Below are 23,958 nucleotides of genomic sequence, written 5' to 3' on the forward strand. Positions count from 1 at the left end.
GCCTAGGCCAGGAGGTCCAGGATCTCCTGGCGGGCGAACATTTGGGCGGCGGCGCGGGCCGACGGCGCTCCGGCATCGGGGTCGGCGCCGGCATCCAGCAGGACCCTGGCCACATCGGTGTAGCCCTTGAACGCCGCTCCCGCGAGCGGAGTCTGGCCGCGGTCGTTGGCGGTGCCGGGCTCGGCGCCGTGTTCCAGGATGAGCTGCACGGTTTCCGCGTGGCCATGGTAGGCGGCCAGCATGAGGAGGGAATCCCCTGCCGAATTGGTCAGGGCGGCGGGAGCGCCCGCGTCCAGGTAGGCACGGAGCAGCGCCGTGTCCCCCTCCCTGGCAGCCTGGAAGAGCGTGTGCGCCAAAGCCAGCGCGTCGTCGTCGGGCCCTGGGCCGGGCTGAACGTTGTCCGTCATGGTCGTGGCCCCCTAAGGAATCCGGTCTGGCGCCCCACCACCTGGCCGGCGTCGGGGGCAACGATGAGTTCCTGGGCGGCAGGGTACGGCTCGTCGCCGTCCAGGACCGTCAGTATTTCATCCGCGGCGACCGAACGTTTTATGACTGCCAGCGCAACCGGGCCCATCTCGTAATGCTGGGCCACGGACGTCACCGTCCCCACTTTGCGTTCGCCCACCAGGACCGGGCTGCCGGCCTCCGGCAGGGTGTGCTGGGATCCGTCCAGCTGGAGGAACACGAGGCGGCGGGGCGGGTGGCCGAGGTTGTGGACCCGCGCTATGGTTTCCTGGCCCTTGTAGCAGCCCTTGGCCAGGTGCACCGCGGTCCGGAGCAGGTCAAGTTCGTGCGGGATGGTCTTGTCGTCCGTTTCTGCCCCGATCCGGGGGCGCCAGGCTGCCACGCGCAGCGCTTCCGCGGCAAGGACGCCCGCAAGGGGACGCCCCGCGACCGTCTTCTCCAGGTCATCAGCCGGAACGAGGTATTCGAACCACGGGCGGTCGAGCCCGGGGTGGCTGGCCTCCGGGATGGTCGCATAGGAGTAGCCCCCGGCCCCCACGTGCGGCCACGGGTCCTGCCAGGCCAGCAGGCCGGACCATTCCGGGACAGCTTTCGTGCTGCTGACAACGGCCCAGCCCGCGGAAACATCGGCAATATCCACCCGCAGCATGAACTTCATCCTGTTGAGGAACTCTGCCAGCGGGGCCGCCTCTGCGGCTTCGACGATCAGCCACGTGGTGGCGCCGTCGTCAATGACCCGGGCGTCGAAATCAATCCTGCCCTGCACGCTCAGGAGGAGGAGTTCACTGGATTCATTCGGCTGCAGTCCGGCGACCTGCTGCGAGGAAAGGGTGTTGAGCCAGCTCAGGCGGTCCGGGCCGGTTACCGTGACAACGCCGCGGTGGGAAAGGTCGACGACGGCGGTTCCGGCCGCGAGGGCGCGCTGCTCGCGCAGAGGCTCACCATAGTGGGCGGCAACGCCGGCGTCCGCGCCGGCCGCCTCAACGGCGCCAGGGCGCGACAGCAGGGGGCTGGGAGTAGTCATATGTAGTAGAAGTCCTTGGGGCTCGGCGGTATTCCGGATTTTCAGGCCGGAGTGGATCCGGGCCGCCTGCGTATTTCTTGCCGAAGGACCGGGAGGAGTCAGGAAACCTTTTTCAGGAAGGCCGAGGCATGCGCTTCCAGGCCCTTGCCTTCCTTGCCGCCTACAGCAACATCCCAGCGCCACAGGAGGTTGCCGTCCACCAGGCCGAAGATCCGGGTGGCTGCGCTGTAGTCCTTGGAATGGCTCCCGCGCATCACCATGTCCGTGGTGAGCTGGATCTGCGGGCCTTTGATCTGCCCGTAGTACAGCTCGGAAATGCCTCCGGGGTGGGAGATGGACACCGAGATGTCGAACCCGCCCTCGCTGTTGCGCAGGGCCTCCACCTCGTCCGCACTCTTGAGCGCCGGAACGATGTCCGCGGGAATCAGGCCGGGGCCACCGTCAGCATCAAGCTGTTTGCGCTCCAGCGCCCAAAAGCCTGTCTCGACAGTGAGAGGCCGCAGGCGCGTGCCGTCGTCGTCCGTCAGCCAGCTTTCCGCACGGTACTGAAGGTACGGCAGGCCGTTGTGCGTGAAGGACACGTGCTGCAGGAAGTGCTCCGAGTCCTCGTCACCGCTGCCAAGGCGGCCGCGGCCCTCCCACTCACCAATGAGCCAGGAAAGCGGAACGAGTTCTGGAGTCAGGTCTGTAGGAATCTCAATAGGCACAGCGACTACCTCGGGAAATCGGCTAGCTCCGGAAAAAGGCGTCTACTTCTGGCCCTTGAAGAGGCGGTAGACCACGAATCCGGCAAACCAGGCCATGGCGAGGCTGGCGATGCCGAGCAGGACAAGGAAGAAGATTTCAAAAGCAAGTACGGACATGATGCCATCCTAACGCGTTAGTAGATGAGGAGTTTGTCTATGAAGTAGGCAAGGGAACCCACCGCCGAGACAGGGGCAAGGCCCATGCTAAGCGCAGCGGGGACGTTCAGGGGCGCACCCCGCAGGGTGGCCAGCCGCCGGAAGCTCGCCAGCACAGCGCCCACCACCACGCCGAAGATGGCGGCTGGGAGGACGGCGATGTCCGAGAGCACCAGCCCGGCGAGCGGTCCCGCAAGGCCGGCCATCACAATGCCCAGGGGCGCCACGACGCTGTCCGGCCAGCGGATCAGGCCTGCCAGCAGCGCAACTGCGGCGCTGATGGCCGCCACCAGTAGCATCTCCCGGACGCCGTTGAACCGTGCCCCGGCTATCCAGCCGGAACCCAGGCAGGCGAGAAGAACCCCTGCGCAGCAGCCCAAAGTGGATTCCAGGCGCTGGGCCTGCCCTGTACCGCGGAGCAGCTGCACGATGAAGACGGCCATCATGCCCAGGGCAATGAACGCCGGGGTCCAGTCCAGGTAGCCGGGGGCAGGGGCCAGGCCGGCAGCAACCGCTGCCCCGGCCCCTGGCACGGCGATCACGGCGGCCAGGGTCTTCTTGGCGGGAATCCGAAGGAAGTGCGGCCACCCGATGCCGACGGCGGCGGCCATGGCGACAGCAACGGCCACGAGGACTTCACGGGAGGTGTAGACGCCGGCGATGATTGCAGCGAGGCCGGCCATCCCCACGACGCCGATAGTCCATGAGCCCAACGACCGCGCCGGTGCCTGCAGCTCCGCGGTCATGCGGGGCCCGGCCTGGACTTAGTTTCTGCACTCACTGCGCTGCAATCCCATCCTGGCGTCGACCGGGAAGGGCGGGGCCGCCCTTCGTGGAGGGCGTCGGGGCCCTGGCTCAATCCTGCCTTATATGAACGGGATATGTCGCAAAACGTCCCTTTATCCGGGCCGGATCCGTGGCTCCGGACAGGCCTGCGGGTATACTCAAAGCTCAGCTAAGCTCACTGCTGAGGTGGCAGGCCGGCCCTTTTCCGCTGGCCATGTGCCGGAGGCAGGAAGCCAGTACCGGCCGGTGAAAACCCGGTTCAGTCGCCCAATGATGCGCGGACGGCCCATGGAGGAACAATGTCGCACATCCTGCTCTTGACGAACAGCACTGGCTCTTCGGTGGACATCCTGCCTGCCCTGGAACTGCTGAACCACCGGGTCCACATCCTTCCCGCCGAGCCCACTGCCCTGCTGGAGACTGATCCTTGCGACATCGTGCTGCTGGATGCCCGGAAAGACCTGGTGGGCGCCCGTTCGCTCACCCAGCTGCTCAAAGCCACCGGCCTCAGCGCTCCCCTGGTCCTGATCCTGACCGAGGGCGGTATGGCGGCCGTTTCCTCCGCCTGGGCCGTGGATGACATCGTGCTCGATTCGGCAGGCCCCGCCGAGGTGGAGGCCCGCATCAGGCTGTCCGTTGCCCGGGCCGTCCCGGACCATGAGGACGCGCCGACGGAGATCCGCGCAGCCGGCGTCGTCATCGACGAGGCAAGCTACACCGCCCGTGTGAACGGCGCACCGCTGAACCTGACCTTCAAGGAATTCGAGCTGCTGAAGTACCTGGCGCAGCACCCCGGCCGCGTCTTCACCCGGCAGCAGCTGCTCACCGAGGTGTGGGGCTATGACTACTACGGAGGCACCCGCACCGTGGACGTCCACGTCAGGCGCCTGCGGGCGAAGCTCGGCGCCGACCATGAGAACCTCATCAGCACCGTGCGCAACGTGGGCTACCGCCTTACCCTGGTGCGGCAGCAGGAAGACGAGCTTACCGAGGCCTGAGCGCCCTTGCGGCATCCCGTATAGCCTTGCCTCATGACTCCAGCGCATCCTGAAAAGTGGCCCGTCCGTACAGAACGGGGCGCGGTTGACCAGCAACTCCTGAAGGACTGCCGGAACCTCCTGGCCGCGGCGGAGGAATCCGACGGCAACCCCTCCATTTCGGAGCAGACCCTGGTGACCTTGCGCACCGGCGGATCGGCCGGGCAGTCCCCCCTGACCCTGGCCCTGTATGCCCCGGACGAGGACTCCGACCCCGCCACCGGCCAGGACCTGGCCGGATTCGCCGTGGTGGTGGAGGAGCCCGACGGCACCGGCGTGCTGGAGATCGCTGTCCATCCCAGCTACCGGAACCAGGGCGTGGCTGACCGCCTGGTGGGTGCGCTCAAGGGCAGCCGCGGGCTGGAGGGGCTGAAGGCGTGGTCCCACGGCAACCATGAGGCCGCCGCGGACCTGGCTGCCCGGTATGGGTTCGGCCCGGTCCGCGAACTGTGGAAGATGAGGATGACGACGGCGGGGGCGGACCTTCCCGGGGCCGTCCTGCCGGAGGGCGTGTCCCTCCGGACCTTCGTGCCCGGCCAGGATGAGGACGCCTGGCTGGCGGTGAACCGGGCCGCTTTTGCGCACCACCCTGAACAGGGAAGCCTCACCCGGGCCGACCTCGAAGCCCGGATGGCCGAGGGCTGGTTCGACCCCTCGGGTTTCCTCCTGGCCGAGGACGGCCAGGGCCGGCTGCTGGGCTTCCACTGGACCAAGGTCCATCCGAAGCACGGCCCGCACCCGGCCATCGGCGAGGTCTACGCAGTGGGCGTGGCGCCGGAAGCGCAGGGCATCGGACTGGGCAAGGCCCTGACGGTTGCCGGCATCCGGTACCTCCAGGACCTGGGGCTGCACGCGGTCATGTTGTACACCGACGCGGAGAACACGGCTGCTGTTGCGCTGTACCGGAGCCTGGGCTTCACCCGCTGGGACATGGACGTCATGTACGGACAGGTGGCAACTGTTTAGTCCAGCAGCGTGACATACGGGTTCCCGGGCGGGAAATGCACGGCCTTCAGCGCACTGATTGCTTGTAAGGTTGAAGCAGTAACCGCGCAGGCCGGAAGCGCCAGCATCAACCGCCAGGTAAAGGAGATGCCATGAACCCGGAACCTTCCGGAGCAGTCACGTCCCAGGACGTCGCAGTGCCGGTCCGCGCCCGCTTCGGCTCCTCGGAAGTTCCCGCCTCGCGCGCCACCCAGGACCGCATCGACATCCCGGAGTTTGCGCCGAACCTGCAGCCGGAGGGCGACATCCGCCCGGACCGGTTCCTGGACCGCGAACTGAGCTGGCTCAGCTTCAACTCCCGTGTCCTGGAACTGGCGGAGGACCCCACGCTGCACCTGCTGGAGCGCGTCAGCTTCCTGTCGATCTTTGCTTCGAACCTGGACGAGTTCTTCATGGTCCGGGTGGCAGGCCTGAAACGGCGCATCGCCACGGGCCTCGCAGTTCCCTCCCCCGCGGGCCTGAGCCCTGTTGAGGTGCTGGAGAGGATCAGCGGCGAAGCACACCGGCTCCAGCAGCGTCATGCGCAGGTCTGGGCCGAGCAGATCCGTCCGGCGCTGGCCTACGAACACATCCACCTCATGCACTGGGACGAGCTGGACGACGCGGCGCAGGAACAGCTGAGCGTGATCTTCCGCGAGAAGGTGTTCCCCATCCTCACGCCCCTGGCGGTGGACCCGGCGCACCCCTTCCCCTACATTTCCGGCCTCTCGCTGAACCTTGCCGTGGTGGTGCGCAACCCTGTGAGCGACAAGGAGCTCTTTGCCCGCGTCAAGGTGCCGGACCAGCTGCCGCGCCTGATGTCCATCGACGGTCCGCGCGCCGGCGCGGTGGCCGGACGCGTGGCGCGCTTTATTGCGCTTGAGGAAGTCATCGCGGTCCACTTGGACAAGCTGTTCCCCGGGATGGAGGTCCTGGAGCACCACAGCTTCCGCGTCACCCGGAACGAGGACGTGGAGGTGGAAGAGGACGACGCCGAAAACCTCCTCCAAGCCCTCGAGAAGGAACTCCTGCGGCGCCGTTTCGGCCCGCCCGTCCGGCTTGAGGTCACCAACGACATCAACCCGAACATCCGCGCGCTGCTGATCCGCGAGCTCGGCGTCGAGGAATCCGAGGTCTATTCCGTCCCGGCCCCCCTGGACCTCAGGGGACTCTCCGTGATCGCCGGCATCGACCGCGCCGACCTTCACTACCCAAAGCACGTTCCGCACACGTCGCGGTACCTGAACGAGTCTGAGACGTCCAAGGCCGCCAACGTGTTCGCCGCCATGCGCCGCCGGGACATCCTGCTCCACCATCCCTATGACTCGTTTTCCACGTCGGTCCAGGCGTTCCTGGAACAGGCCGCCGCCGATCCCAAGGTGCAGGCCATCAAGCAGACCCTGTACCGCACCTCCGGCGACTCCCCCATCGTCGACGCCCTTATCGACGCAGCCGAGGCCGGCAAGCAGGTCCTGGCCCTGGTGGAGATCAAGGCCCGGTTCGACGAGCAGGCGAACATCTCCTGGGCCCGGAAGCTGGAACAGGCCGGCGTGCACGTGGTGTACGGCATTGTTGGCCTCAAGACGCACTGCAAGCTCTCGCTCGTGGTGCGCCAGGAGGTTGACGGGCTGCGGCGGTACTGCCACATCGGCACCGGTAACTACCATCCCCGCACCGCCCGCTACTACGAGGACCTGGGCCTCCTGACCGCCAACGAGCAGGTGGGCGAGGACCTGTCCAAGCTCTTCAACCAGCTCTCCGGTTACGCCCCCAAGTCCACGTTCAAGAGACTGCTGGTGGCTCCGCGTTCCGTCCGTTCAGGGCTGATCGACCGGATTGAGACCGAAATCCGCAATGCCCGCGCGGGAATCCCCGGCCGTGTGCAGATCAAGGTCAACTCCATGGTGGATGAGGCCATCATCGATTCCCTCTACCGCGCGTCGCAGGCGGGAGTAAAGGTTGACGTGGTGGTCCGGGGTATCTGCTCGCTACGCCCCGGGGTGCCCGGGCTCAGCGACAACATCACCGTCCGGTCCATCCTGGGCAGGTTCCTGGAGCACTCCCGGGTGTTCGCCTTCGCCAACGGTGGGGATCCCGTGGTGTACATCGGCTCGGCGGACATGATGCACCGCAACCTTGACCGCAGGGTGGAGGCCCTGGTCCAGCTGTCCAGCACCGACGACATCACCTACGTCCTTGACCTGCTGCGGCGCTACATGGCCCCGGAAACCTCCAGCTGGCACCTGGACAATGAGGGCGTCTGGACCCGGCACCACCTCGCCGACGACGGCAAACCCCTTGAGGATGTCCAGTCCTGGCTGCTGGCATCGCGCCCCCGGCAGCGCAGCCTGAGCCGGCGTTAAGGGCTCCTGTTTTGTCGAGCGATGCACTCGTAGCAGACCAGACAGACCACCCGGGGGAACCAGTAGCCGTTACGGCTGCCGGCGCCGTGCCGTGGCGCGTGGTCAAGGACAAGCTTGAGGTCCTGCTGATCCACCGGCCGCGCTACGACGACTGGTCCTGGCCCAAGGGCAAGATCGACGACGGCGAAACCATCCCCGAGTGCGCGGTCCGGGAGGTCCAGGAGGAAATCGGCCTCACCGCCCAGCTGGGCATTCCGCTGCCGCCCATCCACTACCACGTGGCATCCGGCCTCAAAGTGGTCTATTACTGGGCTGTCAAAGCCAACGGGGCGAGGCTGCTGCCCGACGGCAAGGAGGTGGACAGCGTCATGTGGTGTGCCCCCGAAAAGGCTGCTGCGCTGCTGTCCAACCCCTCCGACGTCGTGCCGTTGCAGTACCTGGAGGAGGCCCACAGGCGCGGGCACCTGGACACGTGGCCGCTCCTGGTGCTTCGCCATGCCAAGGCAAAGCCGCGATCCTCCTGGAGCAAGGCCGAAGGCGATCGGCCGCTGGCCGCCACGGGCACACGGCAGGCGCAGGCGGTGAGCCGGCTCCTGCATGCCTGGAAGCCGCTTCGGGTAGTGACCAGCCCGTGGCTGCGGTGCGCCGCAACGGTCGCACCCTACGCCAAGGTGGTTGGTGCCAAGGTGAAGCTCGCGGAGGCGCTGACCGAGCACCGGCACGCCCGCAGCCCTAAGAAGACGGCCGCCGTCGTTGAAGCCCTGTTCGACAAGCAGCGTGCGGTGGCGGTCTGCACGCACCGCCCGGCACTGCCCACCGTGTTCGGGCAGCTCGCTGAGCACATGCCGCAGCACCTGCGTGCACTCCTGCCGGCGAAGGAGCCCTACCTGTCCCCCGGCGAACTGGTGGTGTGCCATGTGGCTCCCGGCGGTAAGCGGCGGATCGTGGCGGTGGAGCAGTTCAAGCCGTTTGACGACTAGCCAACAAGTGGACACCCCCAGGAGGGGCGCTGCGCTTGACCCCAGGGCTTTGTATCAAAGACTTAGTACATTGATGCACACTTCTGGGGGATGACGTGCCGTTTACCGATGCAGCTCTTTTCAGCAATGTTCCGCCCATGGCCGTGGTGTGGCCCTTCCTGCTGGCGGCCGGCAGCTACCTCCTGCTTCGGTGGGTCATCTGGGGACCCGGCAGCGGGTCCGCTGCCACTGCCTCCCAGCACGCACTCTGGGTGGGGGTCATGGGATGGCTGGCCAGTTCCCTCCAACCGGCCGGAAACGCGGGCATCCTGCACGTTAATCCGGACTCCCAGCCACTCATCAGCAGCTCAGCGATCGTGCCCGCCCTGGCCTGGCCGGTTCTCGGGTGCCTTGCCGTGCACGCCATCGGCCAGCTGAGTTATCCCGGCCCACGGCTCCCGCGGCGCCAGGCGGACCTGGAAGTGCGGCGTGTCCGCGACTTCCTGCCCCGGCCACTCGCCTGGACCGTCCTTGCGGTGTTTGCAGGGACCGCCCTGCAGATCGGCTGGATGGCGACGCTTCCCGGCTACGATCCGGTCCCCTACAGCTCCCGCCCCGACCCCGTCCACACCTATGTGACGTATGGCGGCGACGGCCGGGTCCCCGGCATCGAACTGGCTTCCTACCTCGGCCCTGCCCTCCTTGTCCTGGCAGTGGGAACCTGGCTGGTGCTGGTGCTGATCACGCGGCGCCGCCAGCTGGAGGCGCTGGACACCGGGGAAAACAACCTCCTCAGGACCATTGCCATGAACAGGTTGCTGCGGACCGTGGCCACCATAGCCTCGGGCCTGGCGGCCATTGCGGGCAACCACGCAGCGAGGCCCGACCCTTCCCTTGTTGCCGGCGGGTGGATCAACGCGGCCGGCGCGGTAAACCTCGCAATCCTGCTTGCCATGTGGCGGTGGGCGCCGCCCAGGCTCCCCGCGGTCCGGGCAGACCGCAGCGGGCTTAAACCCCGTGAGCCGGCAGCGGCTTCCCACCCCGCCGCCCGGCTTTCCATGTCCCTCGGCGCAGCCCTGGGGCTTGCCGCATTCGTCCCGGTCCTGGTGGCTGTGGTCATTCCAGCGGCCGTGACGGGGCATCCCGCCCTTGTGGTGGCGATGGCGGCAGCGCCCGTCCTGCTGGTCACGGCCGCAGGGGAACTGCTGATCCAGCGCAACTACGGAACCCCCCAAGCGCCGCGGGAGTGGCCGCGGCAGCCGGTCAGCCCGGCCCTGCTCACCACCGGCATCGCAGCCCTCACCGTCCTGGCCGCAGCCGTGGTGGTGACTGCCTCCGTCCAACCGGAACTTGGCATCCTGCCGACGTGGGCTCCCACCCTGTGGGCGTGTGCTGCAGTGGCGCTCCTCGCAGTTGTCCCCCTGGCGGCCGCGAAAGGCCGGAAGGGCATTCCGACGGCGGTCCCCGGGCTGGACGCCGCGCTCCGCGCCATCACCGTGCACAGGGTGGTCCGGACGCTCGCGGCCTGTTTCACGGTGCAGGCCGGCGTGCTGCTGCTGTCAGCGGGGCCGGACATACGCCGGGGACTCGACCTGGAACCTGCCTCCTGGGCCTGGGCCTGGGACGCGGCCCCCTTCACCGCCGGGCTGTTGTGCACCGCGGGGATCGTCATTGCCGTGATTCCCGTGCGCAGCTTCGCCCGCACCCCCGCCTCCGGCCGCAACCCTGCCAGGGAACCGGCCACATGAGTGCCGGGATTACCGTGGACCTGCGCTCCGCAACCCCTCCCTACGAACAGATACGCTCGCAAATCAGCTCCCTGATCGCGTTGGGTGCTCTCACCCCCGGGAGCCGCCTGCCTACGGTTCGAAGCCTCGCGGCCGACCTTGGCATCGCAGCGGGCACCGTTGCCCGGGCCTACAAGGAACTGGAGGCTGCCGGGCTGGTGGATTCCCGGCGGCGGGGCGGGACAGTCGTCGCCGCCCCGGCCACCGGCAGGCCGGGCGGCCGGGGAACTGTGCCCGTCCCCGCAGCGGTGCAGGCCGCCGTCGACCATTACATCGCCGCCGGCCGGGCAGCCCACCTGAGCGACGAAGTCCTGCTGGATGTGTTGCGCGGCAAGCTGGGAAGGGGCGCAACGTAATGCAAGCACGCAGCCGCCCGGTGATGTCCCAGTAGACTTGAGCCGTGAGCATCCCAACGCCTTATGAAGACCTCCTGCGCGATGTCCTGGCCTCCGGCACGCACAAATCGGACCGCACGGGCACCGGAACCACCAGCGTTTTTGGACGCCAGATCCGCTTTGACCTGGCCAAGGGTTTCCCGCTGATCACCACCAAGCGGGTCCACTTCAAGTCTGTGGCCGTGGAGCTCCTGTGGTTCCTGCGCGGTGAGACCAACGTGAAGTGGATGCAGGACCAGGGCGTCACCATCTGGAACGAGTGGGCCGACGCCGACGGCGACCTCGGGCCGGTCTACGGCGTCCAGTGGCGCAGCTGGCCCACCCCGGATGGCGGCCACATAGACCAGATCGCGGAGCTGATCGAGAACCTCAGGTCCAACCCGGACTCGCGCCGGCACGTGGTGTCCGCCTGGAATGTCTCCGAACTGCAGGACATGGCACTGCCCCCGTGCCACGCCTTCTTCCAGTTCTACGTGGCGGACGGCAAGCTCTCCTGCCAGCTGTACCAGCGCTCCGCGGACATGTTCCTGGGCGTGCCGTTCAACATTGCCTCCTACGCGCTGCTCACTTGCATGGTGGCGCAGCAGGTGGGCCTGGAGCCCGGCGAGTTCATCTGGACCGGCGGGGACGTCCACATCTACGAAAACCACATGGATCAGGTCCTCAAGCAGCTGGAACGCGAGCCCTACGAGTACCCGCAGCTGAAAATCACCCGCAAGCCCGGCTCGATCTTCGACTACACGCTCGAGGACTTCGAGGTGGTGGGCTATCGGCACCACCCCACGATCAAGGCTCCGATCGCCGTATGAGCACCGAAAACTTCACGGATCCCCAGTCCTTCACCGAAGAGCTAGCCGCCTCGATCACCGGGGTGGGCCTCATTTGGGCGCAGACCCCGGACGGCGTCATCGGCAAGGACGGGGACATGCCCTGGCACCTTCCCGAGGACCTCAGGCACTTCACCCGGCTGACCACCGGGCACCCGGTCATCATGGGCCGGAAGACCTGGCTGTCCTTCCCGGACAAGTATCGGCCCCTGCCGGGACGCACCAACATCGTCATTACCCGGCAGAAAAGCTGGGCCGACACACCTGAGGCGGAGGGCGCCGTCGTGGTTCCTTCCCTGGACAACGCACTGCTGGAATCGCAGTTCGTGGACGGCGGCGACACTGTCTGGATCCTGGGCGGCGGCGAGATTTTCCGCCAGTCAACGGAGCTGGCCAACGTCGCGGTGGTCACCACCATCGATGTGGAGGCCGACGGCGACACATTCGCCCCCGAGCTTGGCACCAGTTGGGAGGCGGCCGCCTCCGTCCCTCCGGACGGCTGGCTGACAGCAGAGAACGGCACGCGCTACAGATTCACCAAATGGTCAAGGACTGAGGGCTAGGAATGTTGAAGAAACCGGAAACCCTCTTTGTGCTGGGCTACATGCTGCTCCCGCTCCTGGCCCTCCTATCCGCAATCGTTGGGCTCACCATGATCCTGGGCGGCAACAAGATCGCAGGAGCCATCGTGCTGGTGGTGGTTACGCAGGTGTTCGCGTTCGGCGCCTTCTTCGCGCTGCGTGCACGCAGGGCCGCCGTGCTGGAGGACTCCGACCGCAGGTAGCGCCTGCGACGATGGGGAGACCACCCCATCGCGCCCGTCCCGGGTTTGTTACTAGGCTGGGCCTGCAGCGTCAGGGACCGCTGTTCAAAAGATTGGGGGATGCCTGGTGGCAGGAAATTTATGGGGCGCCGATGTTGACCAGCTGCGCACGTTGGCACGGCAGTTCAGCAAGACGGCTGACCTGCTGCTGCAGCAGTCCACGCAGCTGAGCGGCCAGATCAACAACACCCCGGCCTGGAAAGGCCAGGATGCCGAGCACTTCCGTTCGGACTGGAACGGCAGCCACCGGGCACTCCTGCAGAAGACTGCGGCGCGCCTAAAGCAGGAATCAAAGCTCCTGCTCACCAATGCCGAGGAACAGGACAAGGCGAGCAGCACCGGCGGGGCCGGCGGGCCTGGCGGGACCGGCGGATCCGGGGGGCAAAGCACGGGCGTGCCGGGCAGCGTTGGCGGCCCGGGCACAGGCCGCCCCGGAGCAGAAAATCCGTGGGGACCGGACTGGCTCGCGGACCCTGATTCCCCGTTCCGCGACGGCTGGGACATCTACGGCCTCACCAAGGCGTTCCCGAACCTCCGCGCGGGCCTCTTCGACATCGCCGCCATGCTGCACAAGTCCCGCATCTCTGATTTCCTTGATCCGGCAGCATGGCGGGCCTTCCAGAACTCCAACGAGTTCAGCAAATTCTTCAACATGTCCAACAGCCTGTTCGAAGGCAAGTTCCACGAGGTCCTGGACCTCGCCGAGGGCTCCAACGCCTTCAAGTACCTCGACGGGTTCAGCAAGGGTTTGGGCGTTGTGGGCGTTGGTTTGGACAGCCTGGACGCCTTCAACAACTTCCAGGAAGGCGATTACGGCTCCGCCGCCTACTCCACCACCAAGGCCCTGTTGGGCGCCGGTTCGTTCCTTCCGCCGCCGGCCGGCACTGCGTGTATGGTGGCCAGCGGCGCCCTTGCCCTCTACGACAACGTCCCCATCGTCCATGATTCCGTGAACTACGTCGGGGATAAGATCGCCGATGGGGCCGAGGCAGTTGGCGGCGCGATCAGTGACGGTGTGGACGCCGTCGGCGACTTTTTTGGCTTCTGAGAACTGAGGAGAACAACCAGTGACTGAAACAACCACAGCCAGGTCCTCAAGCGCCGGCCAAGGGTTTCCGGACGCGATCGGTTTTGGCTTCGCCGAGCTCCTCGTGCTCCTGAACCTGCGGCGCGGACCGGCCACCGAAGCCTCTGCCAAGGCACTCCGGCTGGAAGGCGAACTCGACGACGCCTCCCTGCTCTCGGCGGGAGCGTCCTCCCTGGTGGCCCGCGGTGCAGCCACGGTGGGTGCGGACAGGGAGCTTTCCGTGGAGGGCCCGGTGGCAGCAGTCACCCATGCCTTGACGGGGGCGGAGAAGCTGGTGCAGATCAATCTGCTCACGCCCGGTTCCGTGGACAACGTCCTGTCCGTCGAGTCACCCGAATACCGGATCCTGCTGCAGCCGCGGGCCTACCTCAGCTGGTTCGCGATGGCGCAACGGCCGGACACCACACCGGCAGAAGCCAACTTCTTTGTCGTGCGCAAGCATCTGGAAGACAACCCCGACGGCGGAGCCACCATCCGCCTGCTCGACAGTTCCGACGGCAAGCAACTGCTGGTCAAACGCAGCGAAAAGGGCTGGACCGTGGGCTACGGCCATCTTGATGCCCCTTCCGAACCCATCCGGGAATTTCCGGGCCTCACCGACAACCAGGTGTTGGACCACATCCGATCGATCCGACAGGACTAGCATGCAGAACGGCAATCCGGGCAATACTCCGGGCATGGCACCCACACCCGACGATCAGGTCCGTACCTTTCATGAGCAGGCCCTGGCGCGCGGGGAAAAGCGCGTGCTGCTCCGTACGGTGGATGGCGCGCTCCACAGCTATGCGAAGGACGAACTCGGCGTGGTCACCGCCAGCTCCCACCCGCAGGTGCGGTCCGCAGGAGGGTTCCTCGTGATGGCCGTGTTCTTCGCTGCCCTGGCGGTTTTCTCGATCATGCTGGTGGCCGGCCCCACCAGCAGGGGCCAGGATCCCCTGTGGGGAGCCTTGATCCTTACAGCCGCCGGGGCCGCCGGCGTCCTCTACGCGGCACGGATGGCGGGGGTTGCCGCCAAGGCCAAACGGCTGAGGGTGGAACGGGGAATACCGGAACCCACGGCCAGGCAGTTCGACCGGTAACGGGCAGCCTGCCGCCCGCAACGGCCTGCAGGCAGTGAGCCGCGTGCCGTCGTCGTACGTTCAGACCCCCGCAGCCGCCCTCCGACGTGACGTAACCGACTGCGCGCTGCCGGAACGGAAGTCTAAACTGTACGAATGACTACAGCAGCTACCCCTTCCGTCGGCCTGGTCGGATGGCGCGGCATGGTCGGTTCCGTCCTCATGCAGCGCATGCAGGATGAGGGCGACTTCGCCAACATCAACCCGGTGTTCTTCTCCACCTCCAACGCGGGAGGTGCCGCGCCGTCTTTCGCTGGAACAGCAGGAGGCAGCGCCGGCAAGCTCGAGGACGCGTTCGACGTCGATACCCTGGCGAAGCTGCCCATTATCGTTACCGCCCAGGGCGGGGACTACACCAAGCGCGTGCACACCGAGCTTCGCAGCCGCGGCTGGGACGGCCTCTGGATCGACGCCGCCTCCACCCTGCGCATGAACGACGACTCCATCATTGTGCTGGACCCCATTAACAGGGACGTCATCGACAAGGGCCTGGTCAACGGGACCAAGGACTTCATCGGCGGCAACTGCACCGTCTCCTGCATGCTCATGGGCCTCGGCGGCCTGTTCAAGAACAACCTCGTGGAGTGGGGCACCTCCATGACCTACCAGGCGGCCTCCGGCGGCGGGGCACGGCACATGCGCGAGCTGCTCAGCCAGTTCGGCACGCTCAACGCCGAGGTCAGCACGGAACTGGACGATCCGGCGTCGGCCATCCTCGACATCGACCGCAAGGTCCTGGCCCACCAGCGCACCGACATCGACGCCACCCAGTTCGGCGTTCCGCTGGCGGGGTCGCTGATCCCCTGGATCGACGCGGACCTGGGCAACGGGCAGTCCAAGGAGGAATGGAAGGCCGGGGTCGAAACCAACAAGATCCTGGGCACCTCCGAGGACAACCACGTGGTCATGGACGGCCTCTGCGTCCGCATCGGCGCCATGCGGTCGCACTCCCAGGCCCTGACGCTGAAGCTGCGCGAGGACCTCCCGGTCGCCGAGATCGAGAAGCTCCTGGCCGAGGACAACCAGTGGGCCAAGGTGGTCCCCAACACCAAGGAAGCGTCCATGGCGGACCTGACCCCGGTGGCGGCCTCCGGCACGCTGGACATCCCCGTGGGCCGCATCCGCAAGATGGAGATGGGTCCGGAGTACATCAGCGCCTTCACCGTAGGCGACCAGCTCCTCTGGGGCGCTGCCGAGCCGCTGCGCCGCATGCTCAACATCGCCACCGGGAACCTGTAACCCGTTTCGGCAGCGCTTCCGCGGCCCTGCCCCGCTCGAACGGTCCTGCCCAGCCGTTCGTGCGGGGCAGGGCCGTTCTGCGTGGCCCGGACGCTCTCTCATTTGATGCGGGTTAATCCGGGACGCTCTCTCACTTGAGCAGCGAAAGTGAAAGAGCGTTCGTGAAGAACCGACATTAAGTGAGAGAGCGTCCCTGTCAGCTCTCCAGGAAGCTGAGGTAGCGCTTGGCTGCCCGGGCGAAGGCGGCCTGCGCGGCGGGGCCAAGGCGCCTGGTGTGGTCGAAAAGTTCGGGCACGACGGCGGCATCCCGGCTGGTGCCGCCCCGCGCCCAGGTGCCGATCACTTCTCCCCCGGCCACCAGGGTCTTCTTGAAAACGCCGTTCCCGCCGGGCACGATGCTGTCGGAGTACTCCGGGGGCAGGACGGCCGTCCGGTCCTTGTATCCCAGCAGGAACTCATCAAAGCCGGGCAGCAGCAGGACGGACCGCGCTCCCGGACCCCCGGCCTCCAGCAGGGCGGCGGTCCCGGGTGACATCCAGTGCACAGCATCCCCGAACTGCCGTTCCACCAGCTGCCCGCGGACCGGTTCAAACGCCGCCCGCACCTCCGTCAGCGGCAGCTGCGTCCACCACGCGAAATCCGCCAGGGTTGCCGGCCCGTGGCTCCGGAAGTACCGCAACGCGAACTCCCCCAGGGCCTCCTGCCGCTCCGGGTTCCGCGACACCGGGATCCAGTCATCGAAGGCCACCAGCAGCTGTTGGTTCTTGGCCAGCGGCCCCTGCACCAGCCACGCGTGCCGGCACAGTGTCCCCAGGAGGTGGATGCCCCGCTGTCCCTGCGTCGGCTGCCCGGCGGCGTCGAACACCCGGAGCAGTCCGGCACGGCTGGCGGGACCGCCGGCGGCGATGTGTTCCAGCGCAATATCCCGGCACTTCTCAACGTCAGCCCAGGTGATGCCCAGCTCCCGGTGGCGGGCCGCGATGCTTTTGGTGAGCCGTTCAGCCGTGAGGTCCAGCATCCAGCGCAGGTCCTCGGGGGCCACGAGATGCAGTGTGCCGCGCATGGGCCACGACCGGACCACGGCACCGGTGTCCAGCGCGGACCGGACATCGCTGAGGCCGCATCCCGGCACCCGCACGCCCACGGCCCACATGGCGGCCTGCAGGTCCTGGGCCTGCATCGCCGTCATCCATCGCACGGCGTCCGCAACCGAGCCGACGCCGTCCGCGCCACCCGCAAGCCTTTGGGAGGCAAGCCGCAGCCTGCCCACGATCCTGCCGTCGGGACGGCCCATGCCAGCAGCCATGGCCCTATCTTAGGACGCGCCACCGCCCGCCCGTCACGGACCGCTAGGGTAGAAGCATGACTTTGGGGAGTTTGTGGCAGTTGCTCGCGCTTAAAACGAGGTGGTGGATGGCCGGCGGCACGGTCTGCGTCCTGGCAGGATCCTGCCTGGGGCTGCTCCAGTTCTCCACCTTCCTCGGAGACGGCCGGTCCGATCCCCTGCTGCTGCTCCCCTCACTCGTCCTGAGCCTCGGCGGCGGCTATGCGGTACTTTTCCCGGGCATCAGCGTCAGCCGCCAGGGCGTCAGGCTGTACCGGGACTGGCGGCACCACCCGCCCGCGGCGAAGGTCCTCTGGGTCCTGTCCCTCGCCGTCGCCCTCGGCGGACTGGTGGCCTGCATCCTGTCAGGCCTCGCAAATCCGCTGTTGCCGGGCCAGCTGGTGTGGCTTTTCACGGGAATCTACCTGGTGCTCGCCGGCTGGTCGTCCGCCCTGCTGGGCCAGGCGGCGGTGGTCCGGGCCAACGCCCCAGGCGTGGCGGGCGATCCTGCCGGTGCTACAGCTCCAGGCCGATAAGCAGCGGTTCCGGGTGCAGCTGGATGCCAAAGCGCTGTTCGACGCCGTCACGCACCTCGCGCGCCACGGCCACCACGTCCTGGGCGGTGGCTGAGCCGCGGTTGGTGATGGCGAGCGTGTGCTTGGTGGACAGGGAGGCCCGTCCGCCGCTGACGCTCCCCGGTTCCAGCCCGAACCCCTTGGCAAAGCCGGCCTGGTCGATCAGCCACGCGGCGGACAGCTTTACCAGCCCGTCCTGCCCTGCAGGGTACCGGGGCGCGCCTTCGGGGAGGGCGGCCGCCACCTCGGCCGGAACGATGGGGTTGGTGAAGAAGGAGCCCGTGGAGTACGTGTCCCGGTCCTGCGGGTCCCACACCATACCCTTGGAGGCACGCAGCCGGAGCACCTCGCGGCGCACATCGTTCGAGTACGCGCGCTTGCCCACCTCGACGCCAAGGGCACGGGCAAGTTCCGCGTAACGGATCGGCGCGCTCATCCGGCCCAGGGGCAGCTGGAACTCCACGGTCAGCACTACGTACCGGGGTGAGCCGTTGACGGTGGTCTGCTTGAGGATGGAGTCCCGGTAGCCGAACTGCAGCTCCGAGTTCGTGAAGGTCTTTACCGCGTTCCGTTCCCGGTCCCACGTGCGCACTGCCGCGATGGTCTGGGACACGTCGGCACCGTAGGCACCCACGTTCTGCACCGGCGTCGCACCCGTTGACCCGGGAATGCCGGCCAGGGCCTCAACCCCGGACCAGGCGTGGCGGACCGCGTGCTCCACCAGCTTGTCCCAGTTGTGCCCGGCCTGCACCACCACTGCCACGCCGCCGCAGGAGTCCTCCGCGTTGACGGTGAACCCCTGCGAGGCGACCTGGACCACGGTCCCAGGGAACCCGTCGTCGGAAATCAGCAGATTTGAGCCGCCGGCGATGATCAGCAGCTGCTCCCCCGCGGCGTCCGCGGCACGGACGGCGTCGATGATCTCAGCTTCGGTTCCGGCCTTGATGAACTTGTGGGCAGGGCCCCCGACGGCGGCCGTGGTCAGCTGGGAGAGCAGGGTGGAAGTCACCTGTCCACCCTATCGGGAAAGTGTTCCCGCCTCCCCCGGGCTAAGCCAGTTTGACGACCGCCTGGGCCTTCATCAGGACTTTCTGGCCGGCGGCTGTGACGGTGAGGTCCACCCGCGCGGTGTTCGCCTCGGCGTCGAGCTTTCCAATGATGCCGCTGACCTCGATGGTGGCGCCGGCGTCGGGCGTGCCCGTGGTGTCGGTGACCAGGACGGGCTTGGTGAACCTCGTCTGGAAGTCGACGACGGCGGCCGGGTCGCCCGCCCAGTCGGTCACCAGCTGGACGGCGGAGCCCATGGTGAACATGCCGTGGGCGATGACGCCGGGCAGTTCCACACTGGTGGCAAAGGCCTCGTTCCAGTGGATGGGGTTGAAGTCACCGGAGGCACCGGCGTACTTGACCAAATCGGTGCGCGTGACCTCGATGGTGCGGCTTCCGATCTCCTGGCCGGCGCTGAGTTCGTGGATGCTGAGGCTCATGGTTACTGTCCCTCTCCGCGGACCAGGATGGACGACGACGTGGTGGTGACGGGTTCGCGGGAATCATCCGCGCCGAGAGCGAAGATTTCCGACCGGGTGGTGATCATCGCACCACCGCCCATGGCCCGGACACCGTCCACGTGGAGCTCCGCGACGAGGCGGTCTCCGGCGAAAATCGGCCGGTGGTGGGTGAAGCGCTGGTCCGCGTGGACCACGCGGGAGAAGTCGATGCCGGCTTCCGGATCCTCGATGAGTTGGGCGTCGGCACGCTGGGCGACGATGATGGCGAAGGTCGGTGGAGCCACCAGGTCGCCGTGGCCCAGGGCCCTGGCAGCATCGACGTCGAAGTGCGCGGGATGGGTGGCCTTCACGGCGCGGGCGAACTCGCGGATCTTCTCACGGCCAACGTCGTACACCTCTGCGGCAGGGTAGCTTCGGCCCTGCAGGTCCGGATTGATAGTCATGGCCTCAAGCCTATCGTTGCCGCATCCGGCTGGGGGCTTGCATGACGTTGATATGATGATTTCATCAATCCATCAATTCACCGGCCATCCGTCATCTGCAACCGGCCAGCTGCCATCACTGTCACGTTGAGGAGCTTCCCATGCTGCCTTCCGCCCAGGCTCCGCTGTACGAGATCAAGGCCAACCTCTTCAAGGGGCTGGCGCACCCTGCAAGGATCCGCATCCTTGAGCTGCTGGCAGCGGCGCCACAGGAAACCGCCGCGGTGAGTTACCTCCTGGCGGAGACCGGGCTTGAAGCCTCGCACCTCTCCCAGCACCTGGCCACGCTGCGCAAGCACAAGGTGGTGACCTCTGTGCGTACCGCCACGCCGTGACCTACCGGCTGGCGCACCCCGGGATTGCCCAGCTGCTTGCCATCGCGCGGACGTTCCTCCTGGACACCCTTGCCGATTCAAACGAACAGCTCCGGCTGGCGCAGCAGCTGCCTGCAGAACACCTCGCCGGCGGGGCCGCCCTGTGAAACCGGACGCGGGCACGGCCAGGCGGCACACCAGCCGGTTCCTGCCCTCGAAACTGGACTACGCGGGACTCGGAACATCGTGGCGGACCGACCTGCTGGCCGGCATCACGGTGGGCATTGTGGCCCTGCCGCTGGCCCTCGCGTTCGGCGTCAGCTCGGGAGTGGGCGCGGAGGCCGGGCTCATCACCGCGATCGTCGCCGGCCTGGTGGCAGCCGTGATGGGCGGATCACCCGTCCAGGTCTCCGGCCCCACGGGTGCCATGGTTGTGGTGCTGGCGCCCGTGGTGGCACTGCACGGCCCAGGCAGCGTGGCCCCGTTGTCACTGATGGCGGGGCTCCTGGTCTGTGTCCTGGGATTCAGCGGCCTGGGCCGGGCGGTCGCTTTCATCCCCTGGCCGGTGGTGGAAGGCTTCACCTTGGGGATCGCCGCCATTATCTTCCTCCAGCAGGTTCCGCCCGCCACCGGCACGTCCGCCGCCCCGGGCCACAACACCCTCATCGCTGCAGTGGAAGCCGCATCCGCCGCAACCGTCCCGACGGCCCTGGTGACCCTCGCAGTCGTGGCGGGAGTCGCCGTCGTGATGGTCCTGGTGCAGAAGCTGCTCAGGGCACTGCCGGCCAGCCTGATCGCGGTGCTCCTCGCCACGGCGGCCGCCGAGCTGTTCCGGCTGGACATCCCCAGGATCGGTCCCCTGCCGCATGCCCTGCCCGCTCCCGCGGTTCCCGCCTTTGACCTGGATCTGCTGGGCAGCCTGGCAATGCCCGCGGTGGCCATCGCCTGCCTTGCGGCCATCGAGTCGTTGCTGTCCGCCCGGGTTGCGGCAGGAATGACCGGGCCGGACGGCAGGCCGAGTGGACCGTACAGCCCGGACCGGGAGCTGACGGGCCAGGGCCTGGCGTCAATCGCTGCGGGCCTCTTCGGCGGCATGCCCGCCACGGGGGCCATCGCGCGGACGGCCGTGAACGTCCGGTCCGGTGCCAAGACCCGGCTGGCCGCCGCTGTCCACGCCGTGGTCCTGCTGGCGATTGTCTACCTCGCCTCCGGCATGGTCAGCCGGATTCCGCTGGCAGCCCTCGGCGGGGTCCTGATGGTCACTGCCGTTCGGATGGTGTCCCGGCGGACCGTGGCGGCGATCCTCCGCTCCACCAGGTCCGACGCCGCCGTCTTCATCCTGACGGCAATTATCACGGTGGCGTTCGACCTGATCGTTGCCATCCAGATAGGGCTCGCGGCGGCAGCCCTCTTTGCCCTGCGCACGTTCGCCTCGCTGAGCAGCGTGCAGCGGGAGGAGATCCCCGGTCCGCGCGCCGAGGGTGACGAGCACATCGCCGTCCTCCGGCTGGACGGGGCCATGTTCTTCGGCGCCGCCGAACGGATCCTGCAGGAGATCAGCCAGGTCAAGGATGTCCAGGTGGCCATCATCAGGCTTTCCCAGCTGCGGATGCTCGACGCCACGGGCGCGCATGCACTGGTGGAGGTGGTCTCCGCGCTGGAGCTCCGGGGCATCACCGTTTTACTCAAGGGCGTCCGGCCGGACCACCTGCAGCTGGTAACGAACGTGGGAGTGATCCGGTCCCTGCGGCACCACAAGCACCTCTTCGAGCACCTCGGGGACGCCGTGGAACACGCCCGCAGCCACGTTCGCCGGAACGCCGCCTACCGCTTGTAGCCCTTCCGGATCGCCTGCCCGCGGATCACAATCCCTGCAATGTGCAGGACCAGGCCCAGGCCGATCACCGGCAGGGATGCCGTGGCAAGGCCGGAATTGCCGCTGGTGTTGCCCACCAGGTTGAGGATGATTCCGACGGCGATCAGTCCCATCGCACTGAAAACCAGGACTTTATAGCGGGTTGGCGCGGTGGCCCAGAATTCGTTCAGCACCCGGACAGTCTACCGGGGGCCGCGCCGCTGGTTGCAGAAACGCAGGCTCAGAACAGCGCCTCCTGGACGGCCGGCACCTCGGAACTGTACTGTCCCAGTTCGATGCTGCGGCCCTTGAGCCGGCCGAGATCCACCACGAATTCCAGCCCCGTCCCATCGATGGCTGCCAGGGCGAAGCTGCCGCACAGTGAAGTAATGGTGAAGCCGTGGGAGCCGGCCGCGAGGGCGTGCGGATACAGGTGCCGGCGGCCTTCGGAGCACAGCGGGCCGGCCAGCGCCGGCCTGCTCCAGTCCTCCTCCACCACGTGGAATCCTTCAGCGCCGGACCGGGAGACCACTCCGCGGGCGGAAGCGGCGAGGGCTGCGTTATGGCCCCTGAGCCAGCCTGCCGGGGCCGGGGAAGCCAGCGCCGCAGCCTTGGCTGCGGACCGGACCTGCTGCGGAAGCCCCGCCTCGCGCGTGACCAGGTCCTCGAGGATCCGCACCACGCGGCCGTCGGCGGCGTGGGCAACATAGCACGCCGCCACGGCTCCCTGCTCCGCGAGGCGTTGCCATTTGCGGAGCTCCGCGGCCGTGCCCACCTTGCTGGCGCCGTTGGCGAAGGTGGCGACGTAGAGCCAGTGCGGCTGCATCAGGTAGCTGCGCAGCCCGGGCGGGACCCGGCCGTCCCGGTGGAAGTCATGGATAAGCCGGGAGTCATCGACCACGAAACACCGCTCGCACTGGTGCCCCCGGACGGCGGGGGCCCGCCTGGCGCAGAGGACGTGGTCCCGGTGGGCGGGGCCGTGCACCACATGGTGGCCGAGGCAGTGTTTCCCCTCGGCGGCGAGCCGGAAGCCCAGGCGCGTCCCGGCGTCGAGCGTTACCTCGCGGAAGGTGCCGTCCGGCGCCTGAAGGCGGAGGTACGGGCCAGGACCGGCACTTCCGCCCGCTGCCGCCCCAGGAGGCGCAGGCCAAAAGACCCCGTGGACCAGATAACGGGTATCGGTCACGGGGTCTCCTGAGGTGAAAGCGTGTGGACTACAGCGCCGGCTGCACCCCAAAGGCTACCGCGAGCTTCATGATCTTTTCGGCGCGTCCCAGGCGGGGCAGGTCGGAGCCGTCACGGATGACGCGGCCGTTGGCCTCGAAGTCCGACATGAAGTCCGTGGCCCAGGCGACGTCCGAGGGCGTGGGGCTGATGACCTCGTTGATGACGGGGGTCTGGTCGATGGCCAGGCAGAGCTTGCCGGTCATGCCCATCATCACGGTGATGCCGGTCTGCTCACGCAGGATGGGGTGGTTGGTGCCCACGGTGGGCCCGTCGATGGGGCCGGGAAGGTTGCCGACGCGGCTGGCGACGACGAGCTTGGCGCGGGGGTAGGCCATGGCCTCGGGCGTGGCTGCCATGCCTGTGTCGCGGCGGAAGTCGCCGGAACCGAACGCCAGGCGGAAGGCGCCCTGTGCCTTGGCGATGTTGTTTGCCTCCTCGATGCCCAGCGCGGACTCCACCAGCGGGATGACCGGCGTCTTGCCGTCCATGCGGTGGAAGCTCTCCGTCACCTGGTCTGCGGACTCGGTCTTGGCCAGCATGACACCCAGGAGCCCCGGCGTGCCGCGGAGGCCCGCCAGGTCATCAGCCCAGAAGCGGCTGGTGGCATCGTTGATGCGGACCCAGGCTTTGCCGCCGGCGGTCAGCCAGTCAACCACGTTGTTCCGTGCGTGGTCCTTCTGCGACGGGTCCACGGCATCTTCAATATCCAGGATGATCGAGTCAGCTCGCGACACCGCGGACTGGTCGAACAGCTCTGTCTTCATGGCATTGACCAGAAGCCAGGAACGGGCGATTTCTGCTGGGATATTGCGTTCCGGCCTTACGGTCTCGGTGGCGATGGTAGACGTCATGTATCTACCGTATCCGCCCCGCAACC

General features: G+C 67.4%; 28 protein-coding genes. 17 read left to right on the forward strand and 11 right to left on the reverse strand.

From position 1 onward, the window contains the following. Nucleotides 1–2: 2 nt before the first annotated feature. The 4 genes from AC4BCK_RS14650 to AC4BCK_RS14665 all read right to left on the reverse strand — a co-directional run bounded on the left by AC4BCK_RS14650 (nucleotide 3) and on the right by AC4BCK_RS14665 (nucleotide 3,137). Nucleotides 3–407, reverse strand: coding sequence for an ankyrin repeat domain-containing protein (locus AC4BCK_RS14650; protein WP_174176769.1), 405 nt, complete (start codon nucleotides 405–407; stop codon nucleotides 3–5). Beyond that, the gene (gene ygfZ, locus AC4BCK_RS14655) at nucleotides 404–1,489 is read right to left on the reverse strand and encodes a CAF17-like 4Fe-4S cluster assembly/insertion protein YgfZ (RefSeq protein WP_400591164.1); all 1,086 of its coding nucleotides are present in this window, start codon (nucleotides 1,487–1,489) and stop codon (nucleotides 404–406) included. Before ygfZ ends, AC4BCK_RS14650 begins: the two co-directional genes overlap by 4 nt. 98 nt (nucleotides 1,490–1,587) lie before the next feature. After that, nucleotides 1,588–2,196 (reverse strand): nitrobindin family protein, encoded by a 609-nt coding sequence (locus tag AC4BCK_RS14660; protein ID WP_104998656.1) that lies wholly within the window; start codon nucleotides 2,194–2,196, stop codon nucleotides 1,588–1,590. A 173-nt stretch (nucleotides 2,197–2,369) separates the two neighbouring features. Further along, complete coding sequence (locus AC4BCK_RS14665) at nucleotides 2,370–3,137, reverse strand: permease (RefSeq protein ID WP_174176773.1); 768 nt, start codon at nucleotides 3,135–3,137, stop codon at nucleotides 2,370–2,372. A 339-nt stretch (nucleotides 3,138–3,476) separates the two neighbouring features. Between AC4BCK_RS14665 and AC4BCK_RS14670 the strand changes: the two genes are divergently transcribed. From AC4BCK_RS14670 to asd, 13 genes are all read left to right on the forward strand, one after another. After that, on the forward strand, nucleotides 3,477–4,175 hold the full coding sequence (locus tag AC4BCK_RS14670) for a winged helix-turn-helix transcriptional regulator (RefSeq protein ID WP_066277942.1): 699 nt from the start codon (nucleotides 3,477–3,479) through the stop codon (nucleotides 4,173–4,175). A gap of 33 nt (nucleotides 4,176–4,208) precedes the next feature. Continuing rightward, complete coding sequence (mshD, locus tag AC4BCK_RS14675) at nucleotides 4,209–5,180, forward strand: mycothiol synthase (RefSeq protein WP_490566051.1); 972 nt, start codon at nucleotides 4,209–4,211, stop codon at nucleotides 5,178–5,180. A 131-nt stretch (nucleotides 5,181–5,311) separates the two neighbouring features. Beyond that, nucleotides 5,312–7,561: an RNA degradosome polyphosphate kinase gene (locus AC4BCK_RS14680; protein WP_174176777.1), complete on the forward strand. Its 2,250-nt coding sequence runs from the start codon at nucleotides 5,312–5,314 to the stop codon at nucleotides 7,559–7,561. An 11-nt stretch (nucleotides 7,562–7,572) separates the two neighbouring features. Further along, the gene (locus AC4BCK_RS14685; RefSeq protein WP_310109082.1) at nucleotides 7,573–8,541 is read left to right on the forward strand and encodes an NUDIX hydrolase; all 969 of its coding nucleotides are present in this window, start codon (nucleotides 7,573–7,575) and stop codon (nucleotides 8,539–8,541) included. A gap of 95 nt (nucleotides 8,542–8,636) precedes the next feature. After that, nucleotides 8,637–10,268: a hypothetical protein gene (locus AC4BCK_RS14690; protein WP_490566052.1), complete on the forward strand. Its 1,632-nt coding sequence runs from the start codon at nucleotides 8,637–8,639 to the stop codon at nucleotides 10,266–10,268. Then, nucleotides 10,265–10,663, forward strand: a complete 399-nt coding sequence (locus tag AC4BCK_RS14695) for a GntR family transcriptional regulator (RefSeq protein ID WP_490566053.1) — start codon at nucleotides 10,265–10,267, stop codon at nucleotides 10,661–10,663. Before AC4BCK_RS14690 ends, AC4BCK_RS14695 begins: the two co-directional genes overlap by 4 nt. Before the next feature lie 44 nt (nucleotides 10,664–10,707). Continuing rightward, nucleotides 10,708–11,511, forward strand: coding sequence for a thymidylate synthase (locus AC4BCK_RS14700; protein WP_174176784.1), 804 nt, complete (start codon nucleotides 10,708–10,710; stop codon nucleotides 11,509–11,511). After that, entirely contained in the window at nucleotides 11,508–12,092 is a 585-nt protein-coding gene (locus AC4BCK_RS14705) for a dihydrofolate reductase (protein ID WP_363937059.1), read from the forward strand. The genes AC4BCK_RS14700 and AC4BCK_RS14705 overlap by 4 nt, the downstream gene beginning before the upstream one ends. Before the next feature lie 2 nt (nucleotides 12,093–12,094). Then, nucleotides 12,095–12,313, forward strand: a complete 219-nt coding sequence (locus AC4BCK_RS14710; RefSeq protein ID WP_174176788.1) for an NF038396 family protein — start codon at nucleotides 12,095–12,097, stop codon at nucleotides 12,311–12,313. A 106-nt stretch (nucleotides 12,314–12,419) separates the two neighbouring features. Further along, nucleotides 12,420–13,400, forward strand: a complete 981-nt coding sequence (locus AC4BCK_RS14715; RefSeq protein WP_174176790.1) for a WXG100 family type VII secretion target — start codon at nucleotides 12,420–12,422, stop codon at nucleotides 13,398–13,400. 19 nt (nucleotides 13,401–13,419) lie between these two features. Then, nucleotides 13,420–14,082: a hypothetical protein gene (locus AC4BCK_RS14720; protein ID WP_490566054.1), complete on the forward strand. Its 663-nt coding sequence runs from the start codon at nucleotides 13,420–13,422 to the stop codon at nucleotides 14,080–14,082. Between the two features lie 34 nt (nucleotides 14,083–14,116). Further along, nucleotides 14,117–14,518, forward strand: coding sequence for a hypothetical protein (locus AC4BCK_RS14725; protein WP_246256056.1), 402 nt, complete (start codon nucleotides 14,117–14,119; stop codon nucleotides 14,516–14,518). 135 nt (nucleotides 14,519–14,653) lie between these two features. Then, complete coding sequence (gene asd, locus AC4BCK_RS14730) at nucleotides 14,654–15,796, forward strand: aspartate-semialdehyde dehydrogenase (protein ID WP_174176795.1); 1,143 nt, start codon at nucleotides 14,654–14,656, stop codon at nucleotides 15,794–15,796. Between the two features lie 196 nt (nucleotides 15,797–15,992). Here the strand turns inward: asd and AC4BCK_RS14735 are convergent, their stop codons facing one another. Beyond that, nucleotides 15,993–17,102 (reverse strand): winged helix DNA-binding domain-containing protein, encoded by a 1,110-nt coding sequence (locus AC4BCK_RS14735; RefSeq protein WP_490566055.1) that lies wholly within the window; start codon nucleotides 17,100–17,102, stop codon nucleotides 15,993–15,995. Between the two features lie 56 nt (nucleotides 17,103–17,158). On the opposite strand from AC4BCK_RS14735, the gene AC4BCK_RS14740 reads away from it, so the two are divergent. Continuing rightward, nucleotides 17,159–17,656: a hypothetical protein gene (locus AC4BCK_RS14740; RefSeq protein ID WP_174176799.1), complete on the forward strand. Its 498-nt coding sequence runs from the start codon at nucleotides 17,159–17,161 to the stop codon at nucleotides 17,654–17,656. On the opposite strand, the gene AC4BCK_RS14745 is transcribed toward AC4BCK_RS14740, so the two are convergent. The 3 genes from AC4BCK_RS14745 to AC4BCK_RS14755 are packed head-to-tail and all read right to left on the reverse strand — an operon-like array spanning nucleotide 17,637 to nucleotide 19,646. Next, entirely contained in the window at nucleotides 17,637–18,704 is a 1,068-nt protein-coding gene (locus AC4BCK_RS14745; RefSeq protein WP_366277155.1) for a UDP-N-acetylmuramate dehydrogenase, read from the reverse strand. The genes AC4BCK_RS14740 and AC4BCK_RS14745 overlap by 20 nt on opposite strands. Nucleotides 18,705–18,744: 40 nt before the next feature. Continuing rightward, entirely contained in the window at nucleotides 18,745–19,182 is a 438-nt protein-coding gene (locus AC4BCK_RS14750; RefSeq protein ID WP_174176801.1) for a MaoC family dehydratase, read from the reverse strand. Nucleotides 19,183–19,184: 2 nt separating this feature from the next. Continuing rightward, nucleotides 19,185–19,646 carry an FAS1-like dehydratase domain-containing protein gene (locus tag AC4BCK_RS14755; protein WP_174176802.1) on the reverse strand — a complete coding sequence of 154 codons (462 nt, stop codon included), beginning with the start codon at nucleotides 19,644–19,646 and terminating at the stop codon, nucleotides 19,185–19,187. A gap of 140 nt (nucleotides 19,647–19,786) precedes the next feature. Here AC4BCK_RS14755 and AC4BCK_RS14760 point away from each other — a divergent pair, with 140 nt between their 5' ends. The 3 genes from AC4BCK_RS14760 to AC4BCK_RS14770 are packed head-to-tail and all read left to right on the forward strand — an operon-like array spanning nucleotide 19,787 to nucleotide 21,836. Further along, nucleotides 19,787–20,020 carry a helix-turn-helix domain-containing protein gene (locus AC4BCK_RS14760; protein WP_490566056.1) on the forward strand — a complete coding sequence of 78 codons (234 nt, stop codon included), beginning with the start codon at nucleotides 19,787–19,789 and terminating at the stop codon, nucleotides 20,018–20,020. Further along, nucleotides 20,017–20,166, forward strand: a complete 150-nt coding sequence (locus AC4BCK_RS14765; protein WP_490566057.1) for a hypothetical protein — start codon at nucleotides 20,017–20,019, stop codon at nucleotides 20,164–20,166. Before AC4BCK_RS14760 ends, AC4BCK_RS14765 begins: the two co-directional genes overlap by 4 nt. Next, nucleotides 20,163–21,836, forward strand: coding sequence for a SulP family inorganic anion transporter (locus AC4BCK_RS14770; RefSeq protein ID WP_490566058.1), 1,674 nt, complete (start codon nucleotides 20,163–20,165; stop codon nucleotides 21,834–21,836). Before AC4BCK_RS14765 ends, AC4BCK_RS14770 begins: the two co-directional genes overlap by 4 nt. Here AC4BCK_RS14770 and AC4BCK_RS14775 read toward each other — a convergent pair. Genes AC4BCK_RS14775 through AC4BCK_RS14785 form a run of 3 tightly spaced genes read right to left on the reverse strand, consistent with a single transcriptional unit; the run spans nucleotide 21,824 to nucleotide 23,932 of the window. Further along, nucleotides 21,824–22,048 (reverse strand): DUF3188 domain-containing protein, encoded by a 225-nt coding sequence (locus AC4BCK_RS14775; RefSeq protein ID WP_310109039.1) that lies wholly within the window; start codon nucleotides 22,046–22,048, stop codon nucleotides 21,824–21,826. The genes AC4BCK_RS14770 and AC4BCK_RS14775 overlap by 13 nt on opposite strands. A 47-nt stretch (nucleotides 22,049–22,095) precedes the next feature. Then, nucleotides 22,096–23,040, reverse strand: coding sequence for a DUF2797 domain-containing protein (locus AC4BCK_RS14780; protein ID WP_490566059.1), 945 nt, complete (start codon nucleotides 23,038–23,040; stop codon nucleotides 22,096–22,098). 28 nt (nucleotides 23,041–23,068) lie between these two features. Continuing rightward, a complete protein-coding gene (locus tag AC4BCK_RS14785; RefSeq protein ID WP_363937074.1) occupies nucleotides 23,069–23,932 on the reverse strand; it encodes an HpcH/HpaI aldolase/citrate lyase family protein in 864 nt (287 codons plus the stop codon). Between the last annotated feature and the right edge of the window lie 26 nt (nucleotides 23,933–23,958).

The sequence above is a fragment of the Pseudarthrobacter sp. As-47 genome (assembly GCF_058215595.1).